This is a genomic window from Sporosarcina luteola, from assembly GCF_007991495.1.
GTDB classification, from domain to species: Bacteria; Bacillota; Bacilli; order Bacillales_A; family Planococcaceae; genus Sporosarcina; species Sporosarcina luteola.
The window spans coordinates 48,435-65,450 of the sequence record NZ_BJYL01000003.1; the positions used below are offsets into that span (position 1 = coordinate 48,435).

15 protein-coding genes are annotated in these 17,016 nt (G+C 38.1%); 13 read left to right on the plus strand and 2 right to left on the minus strand.

Going from position 1 to position 17,016, the window contains the following annotated elements; translation table 11 throughout:
* Window positions 1-4 precede the first annotated feature (4 nt).
* The 9 genes from SLU01_RS00625 to SLU01_RS00665 all read left to right on the plus strand — a co-directional run bounded on the left by SLU01_RS00625 (window position 5) and on the right by SLU01_RS00665 (window position 11,519).
* Window positions 5-1,123 (plus strand): glycosyltransferase, encoded by a 1,119-nt coding sequence (locus SLU01_RS00625; protein ID WP_170232533.1) that lies wholly within the window; start codon window positions 5-7, stop codon window positions 1,121-1,123.
* Window positions 1,124-1,296: 173 nt separating this feature from the next.
* Window positions 1,297-2,589, plus strand: a complete 1,293-nt coding sequence (locus SLU01_RS00630; RefSeq protein ID WP_170232534.1) for an oligosaccharide repeat unit polymerase — start codon at window positions 1,297-1,299, stop codon at window positions 2,587-2,589.
* Window positions 2,590-2,625: 36 nt separating this feature from the next.
* Window positions 2,626-3,636: an NAD-dependent epimerase gene (locus tag SLU01_RS00635; protein WP_147054261.1), complete on the plus strand. Its 1,011-nt coding sequence runs from the start codon at window positions 2,626-2,628 to the stop codon at window positions 3,634-3,636.
* A gap of 11 nt (window positions 3,637-3,647) precedes the next feature.
* The gene (locus SLU01_RS00640) at window positions 3,648-4,928 is read left to right on the plus strand and encodes a nucleotide sugar dehydrogenase (protein WP_147054263.1); all 1,281 of its coding nucleotides are present in this window, start codon (window positions 3,648-3,650) and stop codon (window positions 4,926-4,928) included.
* Window positions 4,929-4,930: 2 nt separating this feature from the next.
* Window positions 4,931-6,088, plus strand: a complete 1,158-nt coding sequence (locus tag SLU01_RS00645) for a glycosyltransferase family 4 protein (RefSeq protein WP_147054265.1) — start codon at window positions 4,931-4,933, stop codon at window positions 6,086-6,088.
* 52 nt (window positions 6,089-6,140) lie between these two features.
* Window positions 6,141-6,749, plus strand: coding sequence for a sugar transferase (locus SLU01_RS00650; protein ID WP_147054267.1), 609 nt, complete (start codon window positions 6,141-6,143; stop codon window positions 6,747-6,749).
* Window positions 6,746-7,381 carry an acetyltransferase gene (locus SLU01_RS00655; protein ID WP_147054269.1) on the plus strand — a complete coding sequence of 212 codons (636 nt, stop codon included), beginning with the start codon at window positions 6,746-6,748 and terminating at the stop codon, window positions 7,379-7,381. Before SLU01_RS00650 ends, SLU01_RS00655 begins: the two co-directional genes overlap by 4 nt.
* Window positions 7,382-7,417: 36 nt before the next feature.
* Window positions 7,418-8,554, plus strand: a complete 1,137-nt coding sequence (locus SLU01_RS00660) for an aminotransferase class I/II-fold pyridoxal phosphate-dependent enzyme (protein ID WP_147054452.1) — start codon at window positions 7,418-7,420, stop codon at window positions 8,552-8,554.
* 163 nt (window positions 8,555-8,717) lie between these two features.
* The gene (locus SLU01_RS00665) at window positions 8,718-11,519 is read left to right on the plus strand and encodes a TrlF family AAA-like ATPase (protein ID WP_147054271.1); all 2,802 of its coding nucleotides are present in this window, start codon (window positions 8,718-8,720) and stop codon (window positions 11,517-11,519) included.
* Window positions 11,520-12,311: 792 nt separating this feature from the next.
* On the opposite strand, the gene istB is transcribed toward SLU01_RS00665, so the two are convergent.
* Window positions 12,312-13,115 (minus strand): IS21-like element helper ATPase IstB, encoded by an 804-nt coding sequence (istB, locus tag SLU01_RS00670; RefSeq protein ID WP_147054273.1) that lies wholly within the window; start codon window positions 13,113-13,115, stop codon window positions 12,312-12,314.
* Window positions 13,115-14,644 carry an IS21 family transposase gene (gene istA, locus SLU01_RS00675; RefSeq protein ID WP_147054275.1) on the minus strand — a complete coding sequence of 510 codons (1,530 nt, stop codon included), beginning with the start codon at window positions 14,642-14,644 and terminating at the stop codon, window positions 13,115-13,117. Before istA ends, istB begins: the two co-directional genes overlap by 1 nt.
* Window positions 14,645-15,170: 526 nt before the next feature.
* Here istA and SLU01_RS00680 point away from each other — a divergent pair.
* The 4 genes from SLU01_RS00680 (at window position 15,171) to SLU01_RS00695 (ending at window position 16,917) form a co-directional block, all read left to right on the plus strand.
* Window positions 15,171-15,476 carry a magnesium chelatase domain-containing protein gene (locus SLU01_RS00680; RefSeq protein WP_147054277.1) on the plus strand — a complete coding sequence of 102 codons (306 nt, stop codon included), beginning with the start codon at window positions 15,171-15,173 and terminating at the stop codon, window positions 15,474-15,476.
* 37 nt (window positions 15,477-15,513) lie between these two features.
* A complete protein-coding gene (locus SLU01_RS00685) occupies window positions 15,514-15,867 on the plus strand; it encodes a magnesium chelatase subunit ChlI family protein (protein ID WP_170232536.1) in 354 nt (117 codons plus the stop codon).
* Between the two features lie 260 nt (window positions 15,868-16,127).
* Window positions 16,128-16,682, plus strand: a complete 555-nt coding sequence (locus SLU01_RS00690) for a DUF3990 domain-containing protein (protein ID WP_147054280.1) — start codon at window positions 16,128-16,130, stop codon at window positions 16,680-16,682.
* Entirely contained in the window at window positions 16,669-16,917 is a 249-nt protein-coding gene (locus SLU01_RS00695) for an RNA-dependent RNA polymerase family protein (protein WP_147054283.1), read from the plus strand. Before SLU01_RS00690 ends, SLU01_RS00695 begins: the two co-directional genes overlap by 14 nt.
* Window positions 16,918-17,016: the final 99 nt, after the last annotated feature.

Sequence of the window (17,016 nt, forward strand, 5' to 3'; positions counted from 1 at the left end):
TCAAGTGAACATTTTGTTTGTAGTTACAAATTTAAATATAGGCGGGGCTGAAGTACAAGTCGTTAACTTAAGTAATAGTCTTATTAGTGAAAAACATAACGTAACAGTTTGTACATTAGGTAAAGGAGGAGTATTAAAGGACAGATTGAATAGTGAAATCTCATACTATGAGTTAGGTGAAGGTTCTAACATTACGATAAGAAAGTTAGTTAGTTTAAATAGAGTTATTAAGCAAAGTAATATTCAAGTTATCCATTCTCACTTATTTAAAGGAGACTTGATGAATTACATGACGTCCTTAAATAGAGAGGCTAGTCCGATAAGAGTTTCTACAGAGCATAGTTCTTCGAGCCGAAGAAAAAAGTATAAAGTCTTTGGGTTACTTCAAAATATAATGTACAGAAGATTTCACGCTATTACGACAATCTCGGAGGACGTCCGTACACACACATTAAACTGGAGTGGTGTTAATAAAGACAAGTTAGTAACCATCCATAACGGAACTGATATGGAAATTAGGTCTTCTAAAGAAATTGTGGATAAAGTACAGAACAAATCCAGTGGTAGATTTGTTATTGGTTCTATAGCTCGATTAGAAACTAGGAAAGATTTAGAAACTGCGTTAAAGGCGATCCATTATTTGGTGTACACCTTAAAAGTCACTTACATTGAATATATTATTTATGGAGATGGACCGGAAAAAGAAAAACTCCAGCATCTTGTAAAACAATTAAGTATTAATAAATATGTTGTTTTTGCGGGCTTTCATTCTAACATTAAAGAAGTCATAGATAACATTGATCTACATATTTTAACTTCGAAAGAAGAAGGATTCGGAATATCAATTATTGAAACCATGGCTAGGGGTATTCCAAATATAGCTACAAGAACGGGTGGGATACCCGAAATACTAACAGACAATATTGAAGGTTTTCTTGTTGAATGTGGTGATTATCAAGAAATAGCAAATAAAATTAACATACTTATGAACGATAGTGGCAAGTTGATCGAATTTGGTATAGCATCAAAAGAACGAGTCGAAAAAAAATTCACATTCAGTGATACTGTATCAAATATTTTAGTACTTTATAATAAAATTTTCACTAAAAATGATATTAGTTAAAAGCAGATAAGAGTATTTACCATTAAAATTATGGAACGAAGAAAAACGGCGGTGAATGCATTTTCTTCATTCATGCTAAGTTGAACTGAGAAGATTATCAAGGAATATTTTATCCCGAGTTAAGAATGAAGTTGGGGTTTTCTTGACAATATACAAACAGTAGAGGATTACATATGACAATCATTTTATTGAAGCTGATTACCTGGATATTTTGTACTTTTTTTGTTGCCGTGTCGTTCGGTAAATTGAAAAAAGGAATTGTAAATAGTTGCTACATAATATATTTGGGCTTCTATTTTTTCATGGTTCTTCCAGTATTTTTAGATTTAATATTTGGTAGACCAAATTTTGATTATTATTCTCAGTTTAATTCGTTTTGGGGCTTTAAAATTAGTGGTGAGGATTATTTAACTGAGATAATTTATTCCTTCTTTTTGATTGGCAGTACTATATTACTTTTTTTATTTGGAAGGAAAAAAGATCTTTTAATAAAGGATATAAAAAAAGTTAGGTATAGTGCCGTTCATAGGTGGCTTATTTTTGCTCTTAGTTTTGTTATAGTACTGCCTCTAGTATTAAGTTTGAATAAAATCACTATCCTAAATGATTCTTGGTTTCAAATATTTAATTACAATTATTTAAGATTATTGTTTAGAAATGATGAAAACTTTTTAACTTATTACTATCTATCACTATTTGTCGTTTTGTCATTTATCATTATTTTAGTATTTACAAACAGGAGTATTTTATCACAAACAATTTTTTACTCCGTTCCGGTTTATATTGCAGTAGGAATCCATGGGAAGAGAAACATAATTGCAATACTTTTGGTTCTATATATATTTGTTTTGCTTTTCAAGACCAAAATAAAGTTGAAGAACTTCCAGTATATTATAGTTCTGAGCGCGATTTTTATATTAATATCTTCTTTCACGTATCAATCTGAAATTAGAGGAATATCTTTGAATGAATCTTCTTCGCAGTTTTATACTGATATTAGAGTGGATTATGGAAGAGACGATGTTATCAAGATGGCGATTTACTACCAGGTTAATGATGATGGTATATTAAAAGGACAATCTAATACACATCTATATCTTTTGAAGTTTCTTCCAATCAACTTAAAAGCATTACATAGTGAATATAAATATTCTATTTATGCTACATCAAAATTAATAGGATATAATACTCCAGTTGATTTAGGATGGGGGATGACAACTGGTATTTTTGATGAGAGTATATCGAATTATGGAGTGATTTTTGGTATCTTACTTTCATTAATTGTTCTTATATTAGTTTGTAGGCTTGGAGATAGTTCAAAGAACAATTTAATAATTATACTCACTTATATCACAGGTTTCTTACTTATGATACTTCAAGCCACTTCGTTTATTTTCATTTTATTTCTTTGGATAATATCAATCATAACTTTTTATTTGTTTAGAATTTCGAGAGTGGAATATTAGGTTTTGTTTTAGGGAATTTTCTTGAGGAGGGAATACATGAAAATTGTTGTTACTGGTGCTGCTGGTTTTATTGGATTTAATTTGGTGAAAAAAATATTAGAGTTAAATCACTCGGTAATAGGTATAGATAATATGAATGATTATTATGAAGTGTCGCTAAAAGAAAATCGGCTTAAAGAAATTCATGATGATAATTTCACTCTGCACAAGATTGATTTGGAAAATAGGGAAGCTGTGAATATGATATTTAAAACAGAAAAACCTAACATTGTAATTAATTTGGCTGCGCAGGCAGGAGTACGTTACAGCTTAGAAAATCCGCATTCCTATATTGATTCTAACATTACAGGATTTGTAAATATTCTCGAAGCTTGTCGACATAACAAAGTTGACCAATTAATTTATGCATCTTCAAGTTCAGTTTACGGTGCAAATACAGCATTACCCTTCTCAACAAGCAACAATATTGATCATCCATTAAGTTTATATGCCGCTACAAAGAAAGCCAATGAATTGATGGCTCATACATATAGTAGCCTATACAATATCCCGACTACCGGCCTTCGTTTCTTTACTGTATACGGTCCGTGGGGACGCCCTGACATGGCCCTCTTCAAATTCACGAAGAACATTATTGAAGGTAAGCCGATTGATGTCTATAACAATGGGGAAATGATGCGCGACTTTACATATGTGGATGATATCGTTGAAGCGATTTCCCGATTGATTGAAAAGCCAGCCGAACCTAATCCTGAATGGTCAGGTGAAAATCCTGATCCGAGTTCTAGTTATGCACCATATAAAGTCTATAACATTGGAAACAATAGCCCCGTTAATCTGATGGATTTTATTAAAGCAATCGAGGAGAAGGTCGGTAAGAAAGCTATTATGAACTTTATGCCCCTTCAAGCGGGTGATGTACCTGCTACTTATGCGGATGTTGAAGATTTATACCGTACGATTGATTTTCGTCCACAGACGTCTATTAAAGACGGCGTAGGCAAGTTCGTCGATTGGTATATCGATTACTACAAAGTAAAACTCTAAGGATGGTTGAGATGAATCGAAATATTGCTGTTGTGGGACTAGGATATGTTGGATTGCCTGTTGCTGTTGCGTTTGGAAAGAAGCACTCTGTCATTGGTTTTGACATTAATACACATCGCATCGAAACTTTGAAATCAGGGGTTGACTATACAAATGAAGTAGAGCGAGAGGACCTGCAAGTAGCTGATATCGAATTCACTTCTGAAGGGGAGAAGTTGAAAGAAGCAGATTTTGTTATTGTGTCTGTTCCGACCCCTATTAATGCCCATAATCAACCCGACTTGACTCCTTTGTTAAAAGCATCCGAAACTGTAGGCATTAACCTGCAAAAAGGATCCATCGTCGTGTACGAATCGACTGTCTATCCGGGAGCGACAGAAGATGATTGTGTTCCTGTTTTAGAGAAAACTTCCGGACTGGTCTGTGGACAAGACTTTTTCGTTGGTTACTCACCTGAACGCATAAATCCGGGAGATAAGATACATACATTCACAAACATTACAAAAGTTGTTTCTGGACAAACTCCAGAAGTGTTGGATATTGTTGCCGAAGTATATGGAAGTGTTGTTACAGCAGGTATACATAAAGCAAGTTCTATTAAAGTAGCAGAAGCTGCAAAAGTTATTGAAAATACGCAACGTGATGTAAATATTGCTTTGATGAATGAGTTAGCATTGATTTTTGATCGTATAGGTATTGATACGTCTGAAGTTTTAGAAGCTGCCGGAACGAAATGGAACTTCCTGAAGTTCACGCCCGGCTTAGTTGGTGGTCATTGTATTGGTGTGGATCCTTACTATCTAACGCATAAAGCTGAAATGGTTGGACATCATCCCGAAGTGATATTAGCGGGTCGTCGCATAAATGATGATGTTGGGAAATTCATTGCAAGAACATTGGTGAAGAAGCTAATTAAATCAAACTTGCCAGTTCAAGGAGCTAGGATAACGATTCTTGGATTGACGTTTAAAGAAAATGTCCCTGATCTTCGAAACTCGAAAGTTATCGATGTTATCAAAGAACTACAGGAATATGGAGTGGATGTTCAAGTGACGGATGCGCAAGCAGATACTGATTCAGCTATGCGAGAATATGGAATCTCTATAACTCCTTATAATGAATTATTACCTGCAGAAGCAGTTGTTTTGGCTGTTTCTCATAATGAATATATTGAGGCTGGTTGGTCTCAATTTGATAGCTTGCTGAAATACGGAAAAGGGATTGTTGTAGATATTAAGAGTGCTCTTAATAAAGAGGACAAACCTGAGCAAATTGATTTGTGGAGATTATAAAGGTGACGAACAAAAAGATATTACAAGTCTGCGCAATTGATGTAAGTGTGGATGCACTTTTAAAACCGTTAATCCTAAAGTCAATGGAAGAAGGATATGAAGTTCATAATGCTTGTACAGATACCGGTAAATTTACCGATTTGAAAAGACAAGGATTACATATGGTTGAAGTATCGATAGATCGCCAAATACATCCTATCAAAAATCTAGGGTCGGTTTGGAATTTGTATAAGTTGATGAAAAGGGAAAAATACGATGTTGTACATGTCCATACACCAATCGCTGCTTTGCTTGGTCGTATAGCTGCAAAGTTAGCTGGTGTAAAGAATGTGATTTATACGGCACACGGGTTTTATTTTCATGAGGAAATGTCTAAAAAACAGTATAATCTCTTTTTCAACATTGAAAAGTTTGCAGCCAAATGGATGACGGATTGGTTGTTGCTCCAAAGCAAAGAAGACTACGAGTTAGCATTGATACATAAATTTAAACCGCAAAAGCGAATAGTCCATTTGGGTAATGGTGTCGATATTTGGAATAAGTTCCACGAACGTCGTATTACTCATGAAGAAATTCATGATTTTCGAATGGAAAATAACTTAGATGATGAAGACTTTGTTTTTTCTTTCATTGGAAGATTGGTAAAAGAAAAAGGGATCTTTGAATTGGTTGAAGCATTTAAGTCCCTATCTGACAGATTCCCCCAAGCTAAGTTATTGTTAATCGGCGGCCTGCTTGAAAGTGAGAGGGATCATGAAAGTTACGATCAACTTTTACGAGATCTAAATCATCCTAAGATATGCTACTTGGGGTTCCGTAATGATATCCCTAGGATTATGAAAGCAACTGATACTTTTATCTTGCCATCCTATAGGGAAGGGTTGCCGAGATCAATTATAGAAGCGATGGCAATGTCGAAACCTATCATTGCTACAAATATTAGAGGTTGCAGGGAAGAAGTGTTCCCAGGTAAGAATGGTTTTTTAGTAGAGAAAGCGAATGCCGAAGAGTTGGAAGAAGCTATGGTTGCATTATTGGAAAATCCGGAGCTCGTTTGTCAATTTGGTAATAGGAGTAGGGAGATTACTGAAGAGTTGTTTGATGAAGAGAAAGTTCTATCAAAACAGATAGAGCTTTTCAATATGCTTACAGATCATTAATTCGTTGTAAATTATGCAATCAAAAATATCGTTTAGAAATGTAGGCTGAACTATGAAAAGACTATTTGATTCTATAGTGAGTTTACTGGCATTAATCATTTTATCCCCTGTTATAGGTGTAACAGCATTCCTTATTCGTCTAAAGATAGGTTCCCCAGTTTTATTCAAACAGCAGAGACCCGGATTGAATGGGGAGCCTTTTAATGTTTACAAATTCCGGTCAATGACAGATGAGCGGGACTCCAATGGTGAATTATTGCCTGATGATGTACGGTTAACTTCATTTGGCAAGGTAGTGCGAAAGTTAAGTTTGGACGAGCTGCCTCAGTTATGGAATGTACTTAAAGGTGATATGAGTTTCGTTGGACCAAGACCGTTGTTAATGGAGTATTTATCACTATACAATGAGCGCCAGGCGAGGCGGCATGAAGTTCGTCCAGGGATTACTGGCTGGGCGCAGGTAAATGGACGGAATGCAATTTCGTGGGAAGAAAAGTTTGAATTGGATGTATGGTATGTTGAAAATCGCTCGTTTTGGTTGGACATTAAGATTTTATTTATGACAGTGTTGAAGGTGTTTAAATCAGAAGGCATTAGTCAGGATGGACAGGCGACGATGACGAAGTTTGAAGGAACAAAGTCAAAGGGTGATCACGAGTGAAAAACATAGTCATTATCGGGGATAGTGGTCATGCGAAAGTGATAGTTGATATTGTAGATGCACATCCGGATATGCGTGTTTATGCGAAATTGGATGACAAGTATGATTCTCAGTTTATTGAAGACGGTATTATCAAAGCTCCTATTAGCAATATAGAATCGTTATTTAACCAAGATGCTACATTGAAGGTTATCCTCGGAATCGGCATGAATGCTATACGGGAAAAAATCATTATGACTTATGATCTTTCGTCTGAAGTATTCGTTAGCTTGATTCATCCATCAGCTGTTGTTAGTCCAAGTGCTCGTTTGGGTGTGGGAACCGTCGTTATGCCGAACGTGACAATAAATGCAGATTCTCTTATTGGTGATCATGTCATTCTGAACACTGGGTGCGTTGTTGAGCATGATTGTGTGGTCGGCAATTTTGTACATATCTCTCCACTAGCTGTTATTACAGGTGGAGTTCATGTTGGCGAAGGATCACATATTGGAGCAGGAGCTTCTGTTATTCCTGGGGTTCAAATTGGGAAATGGTCGACTGTGGGAGCGGGGGCTACGGTGATTACAACTATTGGTGATCGAGAAACAGCGGTTGGAAACCCAGCCAGAGTGATAAAGAGAGAAGGATGAAAATTGACGAATCGAATTTTACTCTCCCCCCCTCATATGAGTGGGAATGAACAGAAATACATAAACGAAGCATTCGAAACAAATTGGATTGCCCCTCTTGGTCCGAACGTAAATGCGTTTGAGAGCGAGCTCGCGAGTTATGTAGGTAGTAATGGTGCAGCGGCAACTTCATCGGGAACTGCTGCGATTCACTTGGCGCTAGAATTATTGGGTGTCGGTTCTGGAGATACTGTTTTTTGCTCTAGTTTGACGTTCGTAGCTAGCGCAAATCCGATTCTTTATGCAGGAGCAACACCTGTTTTTATTGATTCCGAAGAGGAAACGTGGAATATGTCGCCTGTTGCATTAGCGCGTGCCATGGAAGAAGCGCAAGTGAAACGACAATTGCCGAAAGCTGTTATTGTTGTGAATTTGTATGGGCAAAGTGCCAAGATGGACGAATTGATGGCTATTTGTGACCGCTATGAAGTTCCGGTGATTGAGGATGCTGCAGAATCGTTGGGATCGTTATGCAAAGGTAAGAAGAGTGGAACGTTTGGCCAGTTTGGAGTATTTTCATTCAACGGGAATAAGATTATTACAACTTCCGGGGGAGGAATGCTTGTTTCGGATGACTTGGATGCATTAGAACGCTCCCGATTTTTGGCGACGCAAGCACGTGATGTGGCGAAGCATTATCAGCATAGCGTCGTCGGATACAATTATCGTATGAGTAATATACTTGCCGGAGTAGGCCGGGCGCAGCTTGAGGTGTTGGATGAGCGTGTAGCGGCGAGACGTGCGGTGTATGAAAGATATGAGATGGCCCTTGCGGGTATTGATGGTGTTGAGTTTATGCCGGAATTGGAAGGGACCTTTTCCAATAGATGGTTGACGGCTATGCTGTTGGATCCTGAGAAGATTAGTGTTACGCCTAACGAATTAATTGATGCGTTGGAGGCGGAGAATATTGAGGCAAGACCTGTTTGGAAGCCGTTGCATTTGCAGCCTTTGTTTGAGGAGTGTGCGTTTTATGCGCATGCTGAAGATGATGTGGTGAGTGAGCGGTTGTTTGAGAGAGGGGTTTGTTTGCCATCGGGGTCGGGGATGACGGTGGATGAGCAGGAGAGGGTTGTTGGGGTTATTCAACGAACATTGGGAGTCTCAAAAGAACAAAGTTTATTAAGTCAGTAAGATAGTGTGAATGTACCCTAGTTGATACAACTAGGGCACTATTGTGACTTGATTAGTTATTGTAATTTTCTATGTTTATAAGACCCATAAGTGAAAAGCACATGACTTCAATATAGAGTAAAAAATAGAGTGGAAATAAAAGTGCCAAAGGGAGATGGAATAAGTGAAAAAATTTTTAAATAGTAAAGGTTCTATATGGCGAAAATGGGATTTACACGTCCATTCACCAGCCTCAAAACTACATAATGAATTTACTTCATGGGATGCATACATAGATGCATTGGAAGGCTTAGAAGATATTAGTGTACTGGGAATAACAGATTATTACTCTATAGAAGGTTACCAAAAAGTCATGGAATATAAAAATAATGGCAGATTAAATAATATTGATTTAATTCTACCTAATGTGGAAATGAGAATTGATACAGTAACCGCTAGAGAAAGACCAATCAATATTCATGTAATTTTCTCTCCAACTATTGTAGACCATATTAATGATAAATTTTTCAGGGAACTAAAGTATGAATATGGAGGAGATACGTTTAGTTGTACAGAAAGTGATTTAATTGAATTAGGAAAAAAGTCTACAGGCGGAGATATTAGTGATGTTGCGGCGCTTAAAGAAGGTATGAACCAATTTAAAGTATCAATTGATAGGTTACAGTCTGTTTTTAGTCAAAATAAAAATATCTTTACAAATAACTATTTTACCATAGTAGCTAATAAATCGACAGATGGAGCTTCTGGTATCAGAGAAAATTCTATGCTAATGGAGCAACGGAAAATTTATCAATTTGCAGATGCTATTTTTTCTAGTAGGCCCGACGACAGGGAGTTTTTTCTTGGAAAAGCTGTAAATCATCCACGGAAAATAATCATTGAAAATTATGGTTCAGTAAAACCGTGTATTCATGGCTCTGATGCGCATAAAATAGACAAAATATGCAAGCCTGATATGAATAGGTATACATGGATTAAAGCAGATCCATCGTTTGATGGCCTTTTACAAATCATTCATGAGCCTGATGAAAGGGTTATCATCCAAGAAAATAATCCGGATTTTAAATCCGATTATAATATAATCAAATCGATTAGATTTATTGACAACGATGAGTTCGGAACTAATGAAATAAAGTTGAATCCTGGATTAAATACAATTATTGGTGGTAAATCTTCAGGGAAATCATTATTGCTATATAAAATAGCACAGGCAATTTCTAAGAATGAAATAGAAACACGTTCAATGGACAAAAAGTGGAAGAATCCATATTCAAATAGTTTTATAGAGGGAGTGAACTTCGAAGTTAACTGGAGAAATGAGGAAATTACTTTCAATGATTCTGAAAGTGAAGGAAAAGTAACTTACATTCCTCAAATGTATATTAACTCATTATCAGAGGAAACAGCTAATAAAGATCTTCAGAAAAAAATCATTGAAATTCTAATGCAAAATGAGGAGCATTCAAGGTTTTTGACAGAAAAGAAAGATCAAATAAAGAACTATACCAAAGAAATCAAGTTTGACATAGGTCGATTATTTGAGAAAATCCAAGAGTTAGCATCGAATGAGGAAAAAATTAAAAAGGAAGGAAATAAAGCTGCAGTACAAAAAGAGTATGACAAGCTTCAAAAGATAATTGAAGAACGAATTAAGTCTTCAAATATTACACCAGACGATGAATTGGAAATGAAAAAATTTGAAAATGAAAAAAAGGAGATTCAAAATTTAATCAGTGAGAAAAGATCTGCTAATGAAAAAGGTATAGCGGTTTCAGAGGAACTCGATTCGTTGCTTTCATACATTAATAGCAATTTAAAAGACATGAAAATAGGATTGTCAGAAGAATTCTTGTTGGTTTTGGATATGCTGAGTATTCAGGTAAATGGTTCGTTTGTTAATACACAAAATGAACTTAATAGTAAGAGTCAATATTATAACGAGTGGAATAAGGAACAAATTCAAAGAGTTATAGCAATCGATGAAAAGTTGAAACCGTACCAAGAGAAGCTAAAGGGTATATCGGATATTTCACATTTTAAGAGTAGCTTGAACGAGCAAGAGAAATTGATAAAGCGCTTAGAAACCCTTGAAGAAGCTAGCAAGGAACTCAAACTAACAATTAACCAGATTAAACAAGGCGTATTTAATACTTTCGAAAAGTATTTAAATACGTTACAAGAAATAAAAAATCACTTTAATAAAGAAGATGATGAATTTTTGAATTTAATCCTTAAAACTAATATATCTTTTGAGGCTAGTAAATTTGAAGAAAGTTTTCTTTCATTGTTTAACAGACAGGGGAAGATAGGCAATATATTTCCAGACACTGAAGGGTTAACACTTTTTGATGATGATGAACAATTTATTTTCGATATGGAGAATTACCTTGATAAGTTAAAGTACATTTGCAATATGATCATAGACAATGAGGATCCCAAATTAAAGCTTAGGAAGGCATTCACAAAGCAAGATGCGGTTGAGCATCTGTTTAATACTGGTAATACGAAAATAGTTTTTGATTTTCTGAAAGACGGAGACAGTCTAAATCAAATGTCCCCGGGTAAAAGGGGCTTAGTACTTTTAGAGCTATTTTTAGAAATGAGTGACGAGAAGCATCCAATCTTAATTGATCAACCTGAGGATAATTTAGACAACAGAACAATCAGTAAAGAACTTGTTGAAATCATAAAAAGAAAAAAAGTTTCTAGACAAATAATTATTGTTACTCATAATGCTAATTTAGTAGTATTAACAGACTCAGAAAATGTTATTGTTGCAAATCAAGACGGTCAACTAATAGAAAATACTCAACATAGATTTGAATATATAACTGGTGCTTTAGAATGTGATTTCAAGGAAGATGAAATTAAGATGGATGGCAAAGGTATAAAAACACATGTTTGTGAAATTCTTGAAGGTGGGAAGGAAGCCTTTGAGATTCGGGAAAGGAAGTATGGTTTTTAACAATTTAGGATACCAACGTACAATGTAATATTAAAATGGGTGCCTGTGCACGGTTTAATTCAGTCAATTAACTACAATTGAATAAAAATCAAATTGAAAGCTATTAAATACAGCAATTCAATCGGACAGTATGAATTTACATACAAATTGTATGAATTAACATGAATGTTTCTTGCACCAAACACAAATGTGGAGGCTGCCAGAAATCGCAGAGTTCCCGAAGTGCATTATCACTAGATTCATCTCGATCTGCGCGAGGGCGGACAGGCTTGGCGGGTGGAGAAGGTGGACACGCTGGTTCTGCATTAACTTGGTGTTGATTCAGCAGGAGAGAAAGCGACTGGCGCGGGCCGGTCGCTTTTGGTCGTGGCAGGATGCTAGTCCATTGCGTGGATCTGCCGGACACTGTTGTCCGTAATGAGCAGCGGACTTGTTCTTTTGCACAATATCATTTTGGAAACGACCGGCATCTCTTCAAACGGTCGCAGCGAATAAAGTGAGGTTTCGACGCCGTCGATTGTCGAATAGTGCTGCGCAAGGATGCCCAGTTTTTGCAGTTTCAGAATTGAGGACAGCGTGGTGAAATGGCCTCTCCCTGGCGATACAAGCCACGCAGCTGGTATGCCGGCAGTCTTATACCGAACGGTGTGGAGACCGATCTGGAGCATAATATAGCGGTCATCGCTTGTAAGAACGGCTGTTTTTGTCAACATGAAATTGAGCCAGAGCGATCACATCAAAAGTGAGCCACTTCATTCTTTTGATTCCCCAGTATTGGGGAATCCTGGATGTTTATGATTCTGGCCCCGAGGGGCCAGAATCATAAACATCGCGCGCGCCTTCACCCCCTTGATTTGTTTGGCGAAGGCTTTGTCTGAATCTATAAGATTCACCATTTAACAGGTGGATGTGAGATCGATGTGTTAAACGATCAAGCAACGCAGCTGTCATTTTTTCATCTCCAAAGATGGTAGTCCATTCTGAGAATTCCAGATTGGTGGTAATGATGACGCTGGCGCGTTCATAACGTCCCGAGAAAAACTGGAATAGTAATTCCGCCCCGGTTCTTGAAAAGGGGACATAGCCGAGCTCATCCACAATGATCACATCAAATTTGAGCCACTTCTTCTCAAAAGCACCTCGTTTGTGTTCTTCATTTGCCATCAAAAGCTCATCCACCAGTTCAGCTGCCGTGATGAATTTGACATTGAAACCATTCTGAATAAGTTCTATCCCTAGCCCAGTTGACAAATGAGACTTCCCAGTCCCACTGTTGCCAAGAAAAATTATATTCTCCTTCTTTTCGATGAAATCTCCTTTGGCCAATGTCAGGAACCGATTTCGATTAAGGCTTGGCATCAGGCTGAAATCATACATATCCAACGTCTTATGGACAGGGAATTTTGCCTGTTTTAGGCGCCGTTGTCGCTGATTTTCCTCTCTGGTCGCCACCTCAACTTCCAATAAGGCGAGCAGATATTCCTCGTAGCTAAGATTTCTTTCTTCAGCTTCCCGCGCAAGTGACCGATATTGTCTGGCGACTGACGGCATACGAAGTTGTTTTGTCATATGATCTAAAAGTAATTCAGTTGTCATTATGAGCGACCTCCCAGTAATTGTCCGTATTTCTCCACATTGGTCTTTTGGACTTTATACTCCAATAGATTCGTGGGTGTCTTTTTCTGGGGTAGCTGATCGAACTCGACAACACCATTGGTGTTCCTTTGGATGATTTCGTGGACTACCTCATATCTATATACTTGCGTCTGTTCCGCTTCCTGTAGGGCTTTCGTCAACCCTTCCATTCCGATTTCACGATGTAGCAGAAGTAGTCTGATAAACTTTCGATCCCCTTCTGCCCCCTCCTGTTCCCTCATCTTGCGATGAAAATTTCGGAACACCTCAGGAATTGCATCTGATTGGAATGCATGGGCATCTCTGATGGCACGCGGCTTTTTCAATAAGATATCTAAGTAATGATCCAAAACGGTGATCATCTCATAACGATCATTAGAACGGGTATGTTCAGCGATCACTTGATTTTGAGCCACGACGATCACACGATCGACAAAATTTTTTGCCCATACGGCCTGTCCTACAAAATAGGTTGGTACAGAATATTGATTTGTGTCCACTGTAATTAGTGATGTCTTATCGACCTGGCAGGATAGAAGCCTGCATGCTTCAAAACGGTCTACCGGTAGGGGGTGCAATTTGGACTTTTCCTTTTCCCAAACTTCTTTAACCGTTTCTTTTGTATGTGGCACCATTCTTTTTTCCGCGTCGCGCAGACACCATTTCAAGAGGTATTCATTCAATTCCTCCATGGATTGGACTTGCGGATAGGGAACAAGGGCATTCCTTCTAACATATCCAACAGTCCCTTCCACACGTCCTTTTTCATTACCCTTACGAACGTTGGCGAACTCGGCTTTGAAAAGATAATGAGCCTGTAGGGCCAGGAAAGCTTCCTGTTCCAATCGATCCCTGCCCTTAAGTATCTTCACGACAGCTGTTTTCAGATTATCGAATAAGCCTTCCGTCGGAACGCCTCCGAAAAACTCAAACGCATGAACAAAACCATCCAAGAATGCCTCTTGTTTACCATGTAGGTACGCTCTGACAAAACGTAGACGACTTGCCGAAAGCTGAATGCAGAAGAGGTATATACGTTGCGTTCGACCCTGTAGAATGATATCCGCCTCTCCCCAGTCGAATTGGAATTGGTGGCCGATTTGAAACTCAAGTGGAATAAAGGCTTCTTGAAGTTTTTTCTTGCGCTGTGCGACAATCTTTCTGATATTTGATTCAGATCCCTTAAAGTCATGTTCTTCTTCTAGTCTGCGGAAAATCCTAGCGGCAGTATGTTTCTGTTTTTGCCAAGTATGAAGATCATCTTCAAGCCATTGATCAATGAAAGGAAGAATTCGCTTGGTTTCATCCGAGTACTCTTTCTTCCCGTAAACCGTCTGTCGTTGAATCGTTGTTGGAGGCTTCGCCCCCTCTTTCAAGTACTTACTGACCGTGTTCCTTGATATCGCCAACTTCTTTGCGATTTGTCTTTCGGATAGTCCTTCAACCTCTTTTAAAAATTTGATACGATGATATTGAGCCATGTCGATCATCCTTTTTTCCTCCCTGATGTAGAAAGCTTAAGCACTATCTATCATAAGGAAGGTTAGTAGAATTGGAAATCGCGTGGCTCATTTTATATGTGATCGAAACGTAGATTAGTGGCTCAATACTAGATTATCAAATACAAACGGCCTTATGGCGGTCTGCGTGTTTGGAAAAAGTTTGTATTATCTCTTGTTCATTTTTGAATCTTTCCTGTTCGAAGAATGATTGTGTCATTGTTAATTCCCCCTTTACCTTCTATATAGACGGGAGCGGTCAGAAAGGATACAGGGTGGGGAATTTATTTGATAATAGGTACTCCAAAAAGATGGGCACTTCGAAAACCTAAATACTCCACAAACCTCAAAATTTTCTTATCCTCCCTTTTCGCTATTCTATTCGATTTATCTCCCACTTTTCCCGATTCTACTCGAATTATTATGGAATTCTGTTGAATTCGGACAATTGTCAGTCTATTGGCAGTGCGGTAAAGTTGAGGAAAAGAAGAGGTGAGGGGAAATCGCGTCAGTAGTTATGAGTGTTGGTTTACAAGGGATGAAGGGGCATAAGGTTACGGTTGAAGCGAGTGTACGGACAGATAAGGAGCAGTGTGTCATTATTGGACTGCCCGATGCATCCATCAAAGAGTCGAAGGATCGGATTCTCAGTTGTTTGCATGACATGAATATTGACATCGAAATGAAAAAGATCACAATCCATCTATCACCGTCTGATATACGTAAAAGCGGGACGGGTTTTGATTGTGCAATGTTGCTTGCTGTCATGCAGGAGGTTTTGAAGGAGCCGTTGCCGATCGATGACTCGACTTGTGTGATTTAGGATCAACTTTATCCTTACCTTAAAAAGTGTCGGTGTATTGAATAACAGAAAAGCAGAGTCTTCTATTGTCATCCGTGAACGTGTCACTGCTGCAAGTGGAATACAGAGGAAGCGATATGCCTCCGTTCACTTAAATGGGAATGTACCAGTATCCGAGCCTATGACAGCAGCCATGTTGTCTATGGAGCAGGAGCGATTCATCCAATCCATTTGCTTCAAGGGAAAATGGAGCAATCGAACAATGGTGAAACTGATCAGGATTGCAAGAACGATAGCGGATTTGGTGGGTGAACAATCCATCAGCGTGGCTTCTATTTCAGAAGCGATCGATTACCTGCGGATAGCATCAGCCATTCATGGAAATAAGTCCGAGGTGGTTGCAGGTGGCTAACCAAAAGAGAGGGTGGCATCCGAACGGCTTTTATCACCGTCATTGTCCGGGGCAACAACCGAAAAACATTTTCAATACCAATCGAGAAATGAACGAATATTTTAGAATCCCGAACACAGGTATCCCAAAACCTGAAAGTATAACATTAGAGTCATTTTGAATTTTCAATACCTGTGGATTGGAATGTCTTTGTTACAAATGAATTGGATGTTACAATGAATATAACGAAATGAGAAGTAGATAATGATCGGGGAATACAGATGTTAGAGACATTTCAAGTGTGTTATCACGGTACGGTAGATATCAAGGGATTGATGATCCGCAATCATGGAATCGACCTTTCCATTCCGGTTCCAGGAACTGATTTCGGGCAAGGATTTTATCTTACAAATAACCGAGAACAAGTGGAAGATTGGGCGCGAAACAAAGCGAGAGATGCTAACGACCGGAATGATTGGATTAATGCCAAACCAGTTGTATTACGATATCGATTGGATATTAAAAGGCTTTCAAAGCTCGTTGGAAAAACCTTTTCTGAAGCCAATCTGGAATGGGGGAATTTCATTCTGAATAATAGGCTACAATCTCATATGTACTACGACTTGCCTTATGATTATGCAGCAGGTCCTGTGGCGGATGGTTATATGAGAACCTTAATGAATGCCTTGAAGATGAACTTGATCACTACTGAGGAATTTATTAATGAGATTGCACCAAAGGGCAGCATGACGGCATACAATCAATTATCGGTGCATTCAGTGGGAGCAGTGAATTGTCTTATAGTAGAGGAGGTGGAATACATTGAAGAAGTATGAGGACTACGACCGGTTGGAACAAATGTTTTTTGATGAGATTTTAGAGGTTGTTCGTAAGAAGCATGGTGGTGAACCAAAAGAATTGATGGAGGCATCGACGTTTTTCAGACGGTACGAAGAGAATCCGAAATACGTCCAACATTATCCACCTGTTTATTGGGCAGACTTTATTATCGATCAAATGTCCCATAACCGTACAAAATGGGGAGAGCATGGAGAATCTGCTTCTTTTTGAAGGGTACCTCGTATATAAAAACGGGTACCTGTGCACGACCCGATTAATTTCAGGTACCAGGTGAAATTGCCGTAAATGAACTCGACTATCAAGACTTTG

Excerpts from the sequence above, each read along its gene's own strand:
- SLU01_RS00650 (WP_147054267.1), top strand. The coding sequence starts at position 6,141 with ATGAAAAGACTATTTGATTCTATAGTGAGTTTACTGGCATTAATCATT.
- istB (WP_147054273.1), bottom strand. The coding sequence starts at position 13,115 with ATGACAACTGAATTACTTTTAGATCATATGACAAAACAACTTCGTATG.
- SLU01_RS00640 (WP_147054263.1), top strand. The coding sequence starts at position 3,648 with ATGAATCGAAATATTGCTGTTGTGGGACTAGGATATGTTGGATTGCCT.
- SLU01_RS00630 (WP_170232534.1), top strand. The coding sequence starts at position 1,297 with ATGACAATCATTTTATTGAAGCTGATTACCTGGATATTTTGTACTTTT.
- SLU01_RS00680 (WP_147054277.1), top strand. The coding sequence starts at position 15,171 with ATGAGTGTTGGTTTACAAGGGATGAAGGGGCATAAGGTTACGGTTGAA.
- SLU01_RS00660 (WP_147054452.1), top strand. The coding sequence starts at position 7,418 with ATGAGTGGGAATGAACAGAAATACATAAACGAAGCATTCGAAACAAAT.
- SLU01_RS00690 (WP_147054280.1), top strand. The coding sequence starts at position 16,128 with ATGTTAGAGACATTTCAAGTGTGTTATCACGGTACGGTAGATATCAAG.
- SLU01_RS00635 (WP_147054261.1), top strand. The coding sequence starts at position 2,626 with ATGAAAATTGTTGTTACTGGTGCTGCTGGTTTTATTGGATTTAATTTG.
- istA (WP_147054275.1), bottom strand. The coding sequence starts at position 14,644 with ATGATCGACATGGCTCAATATCATCGTATCAAATTTTTAAAAGAGGTT.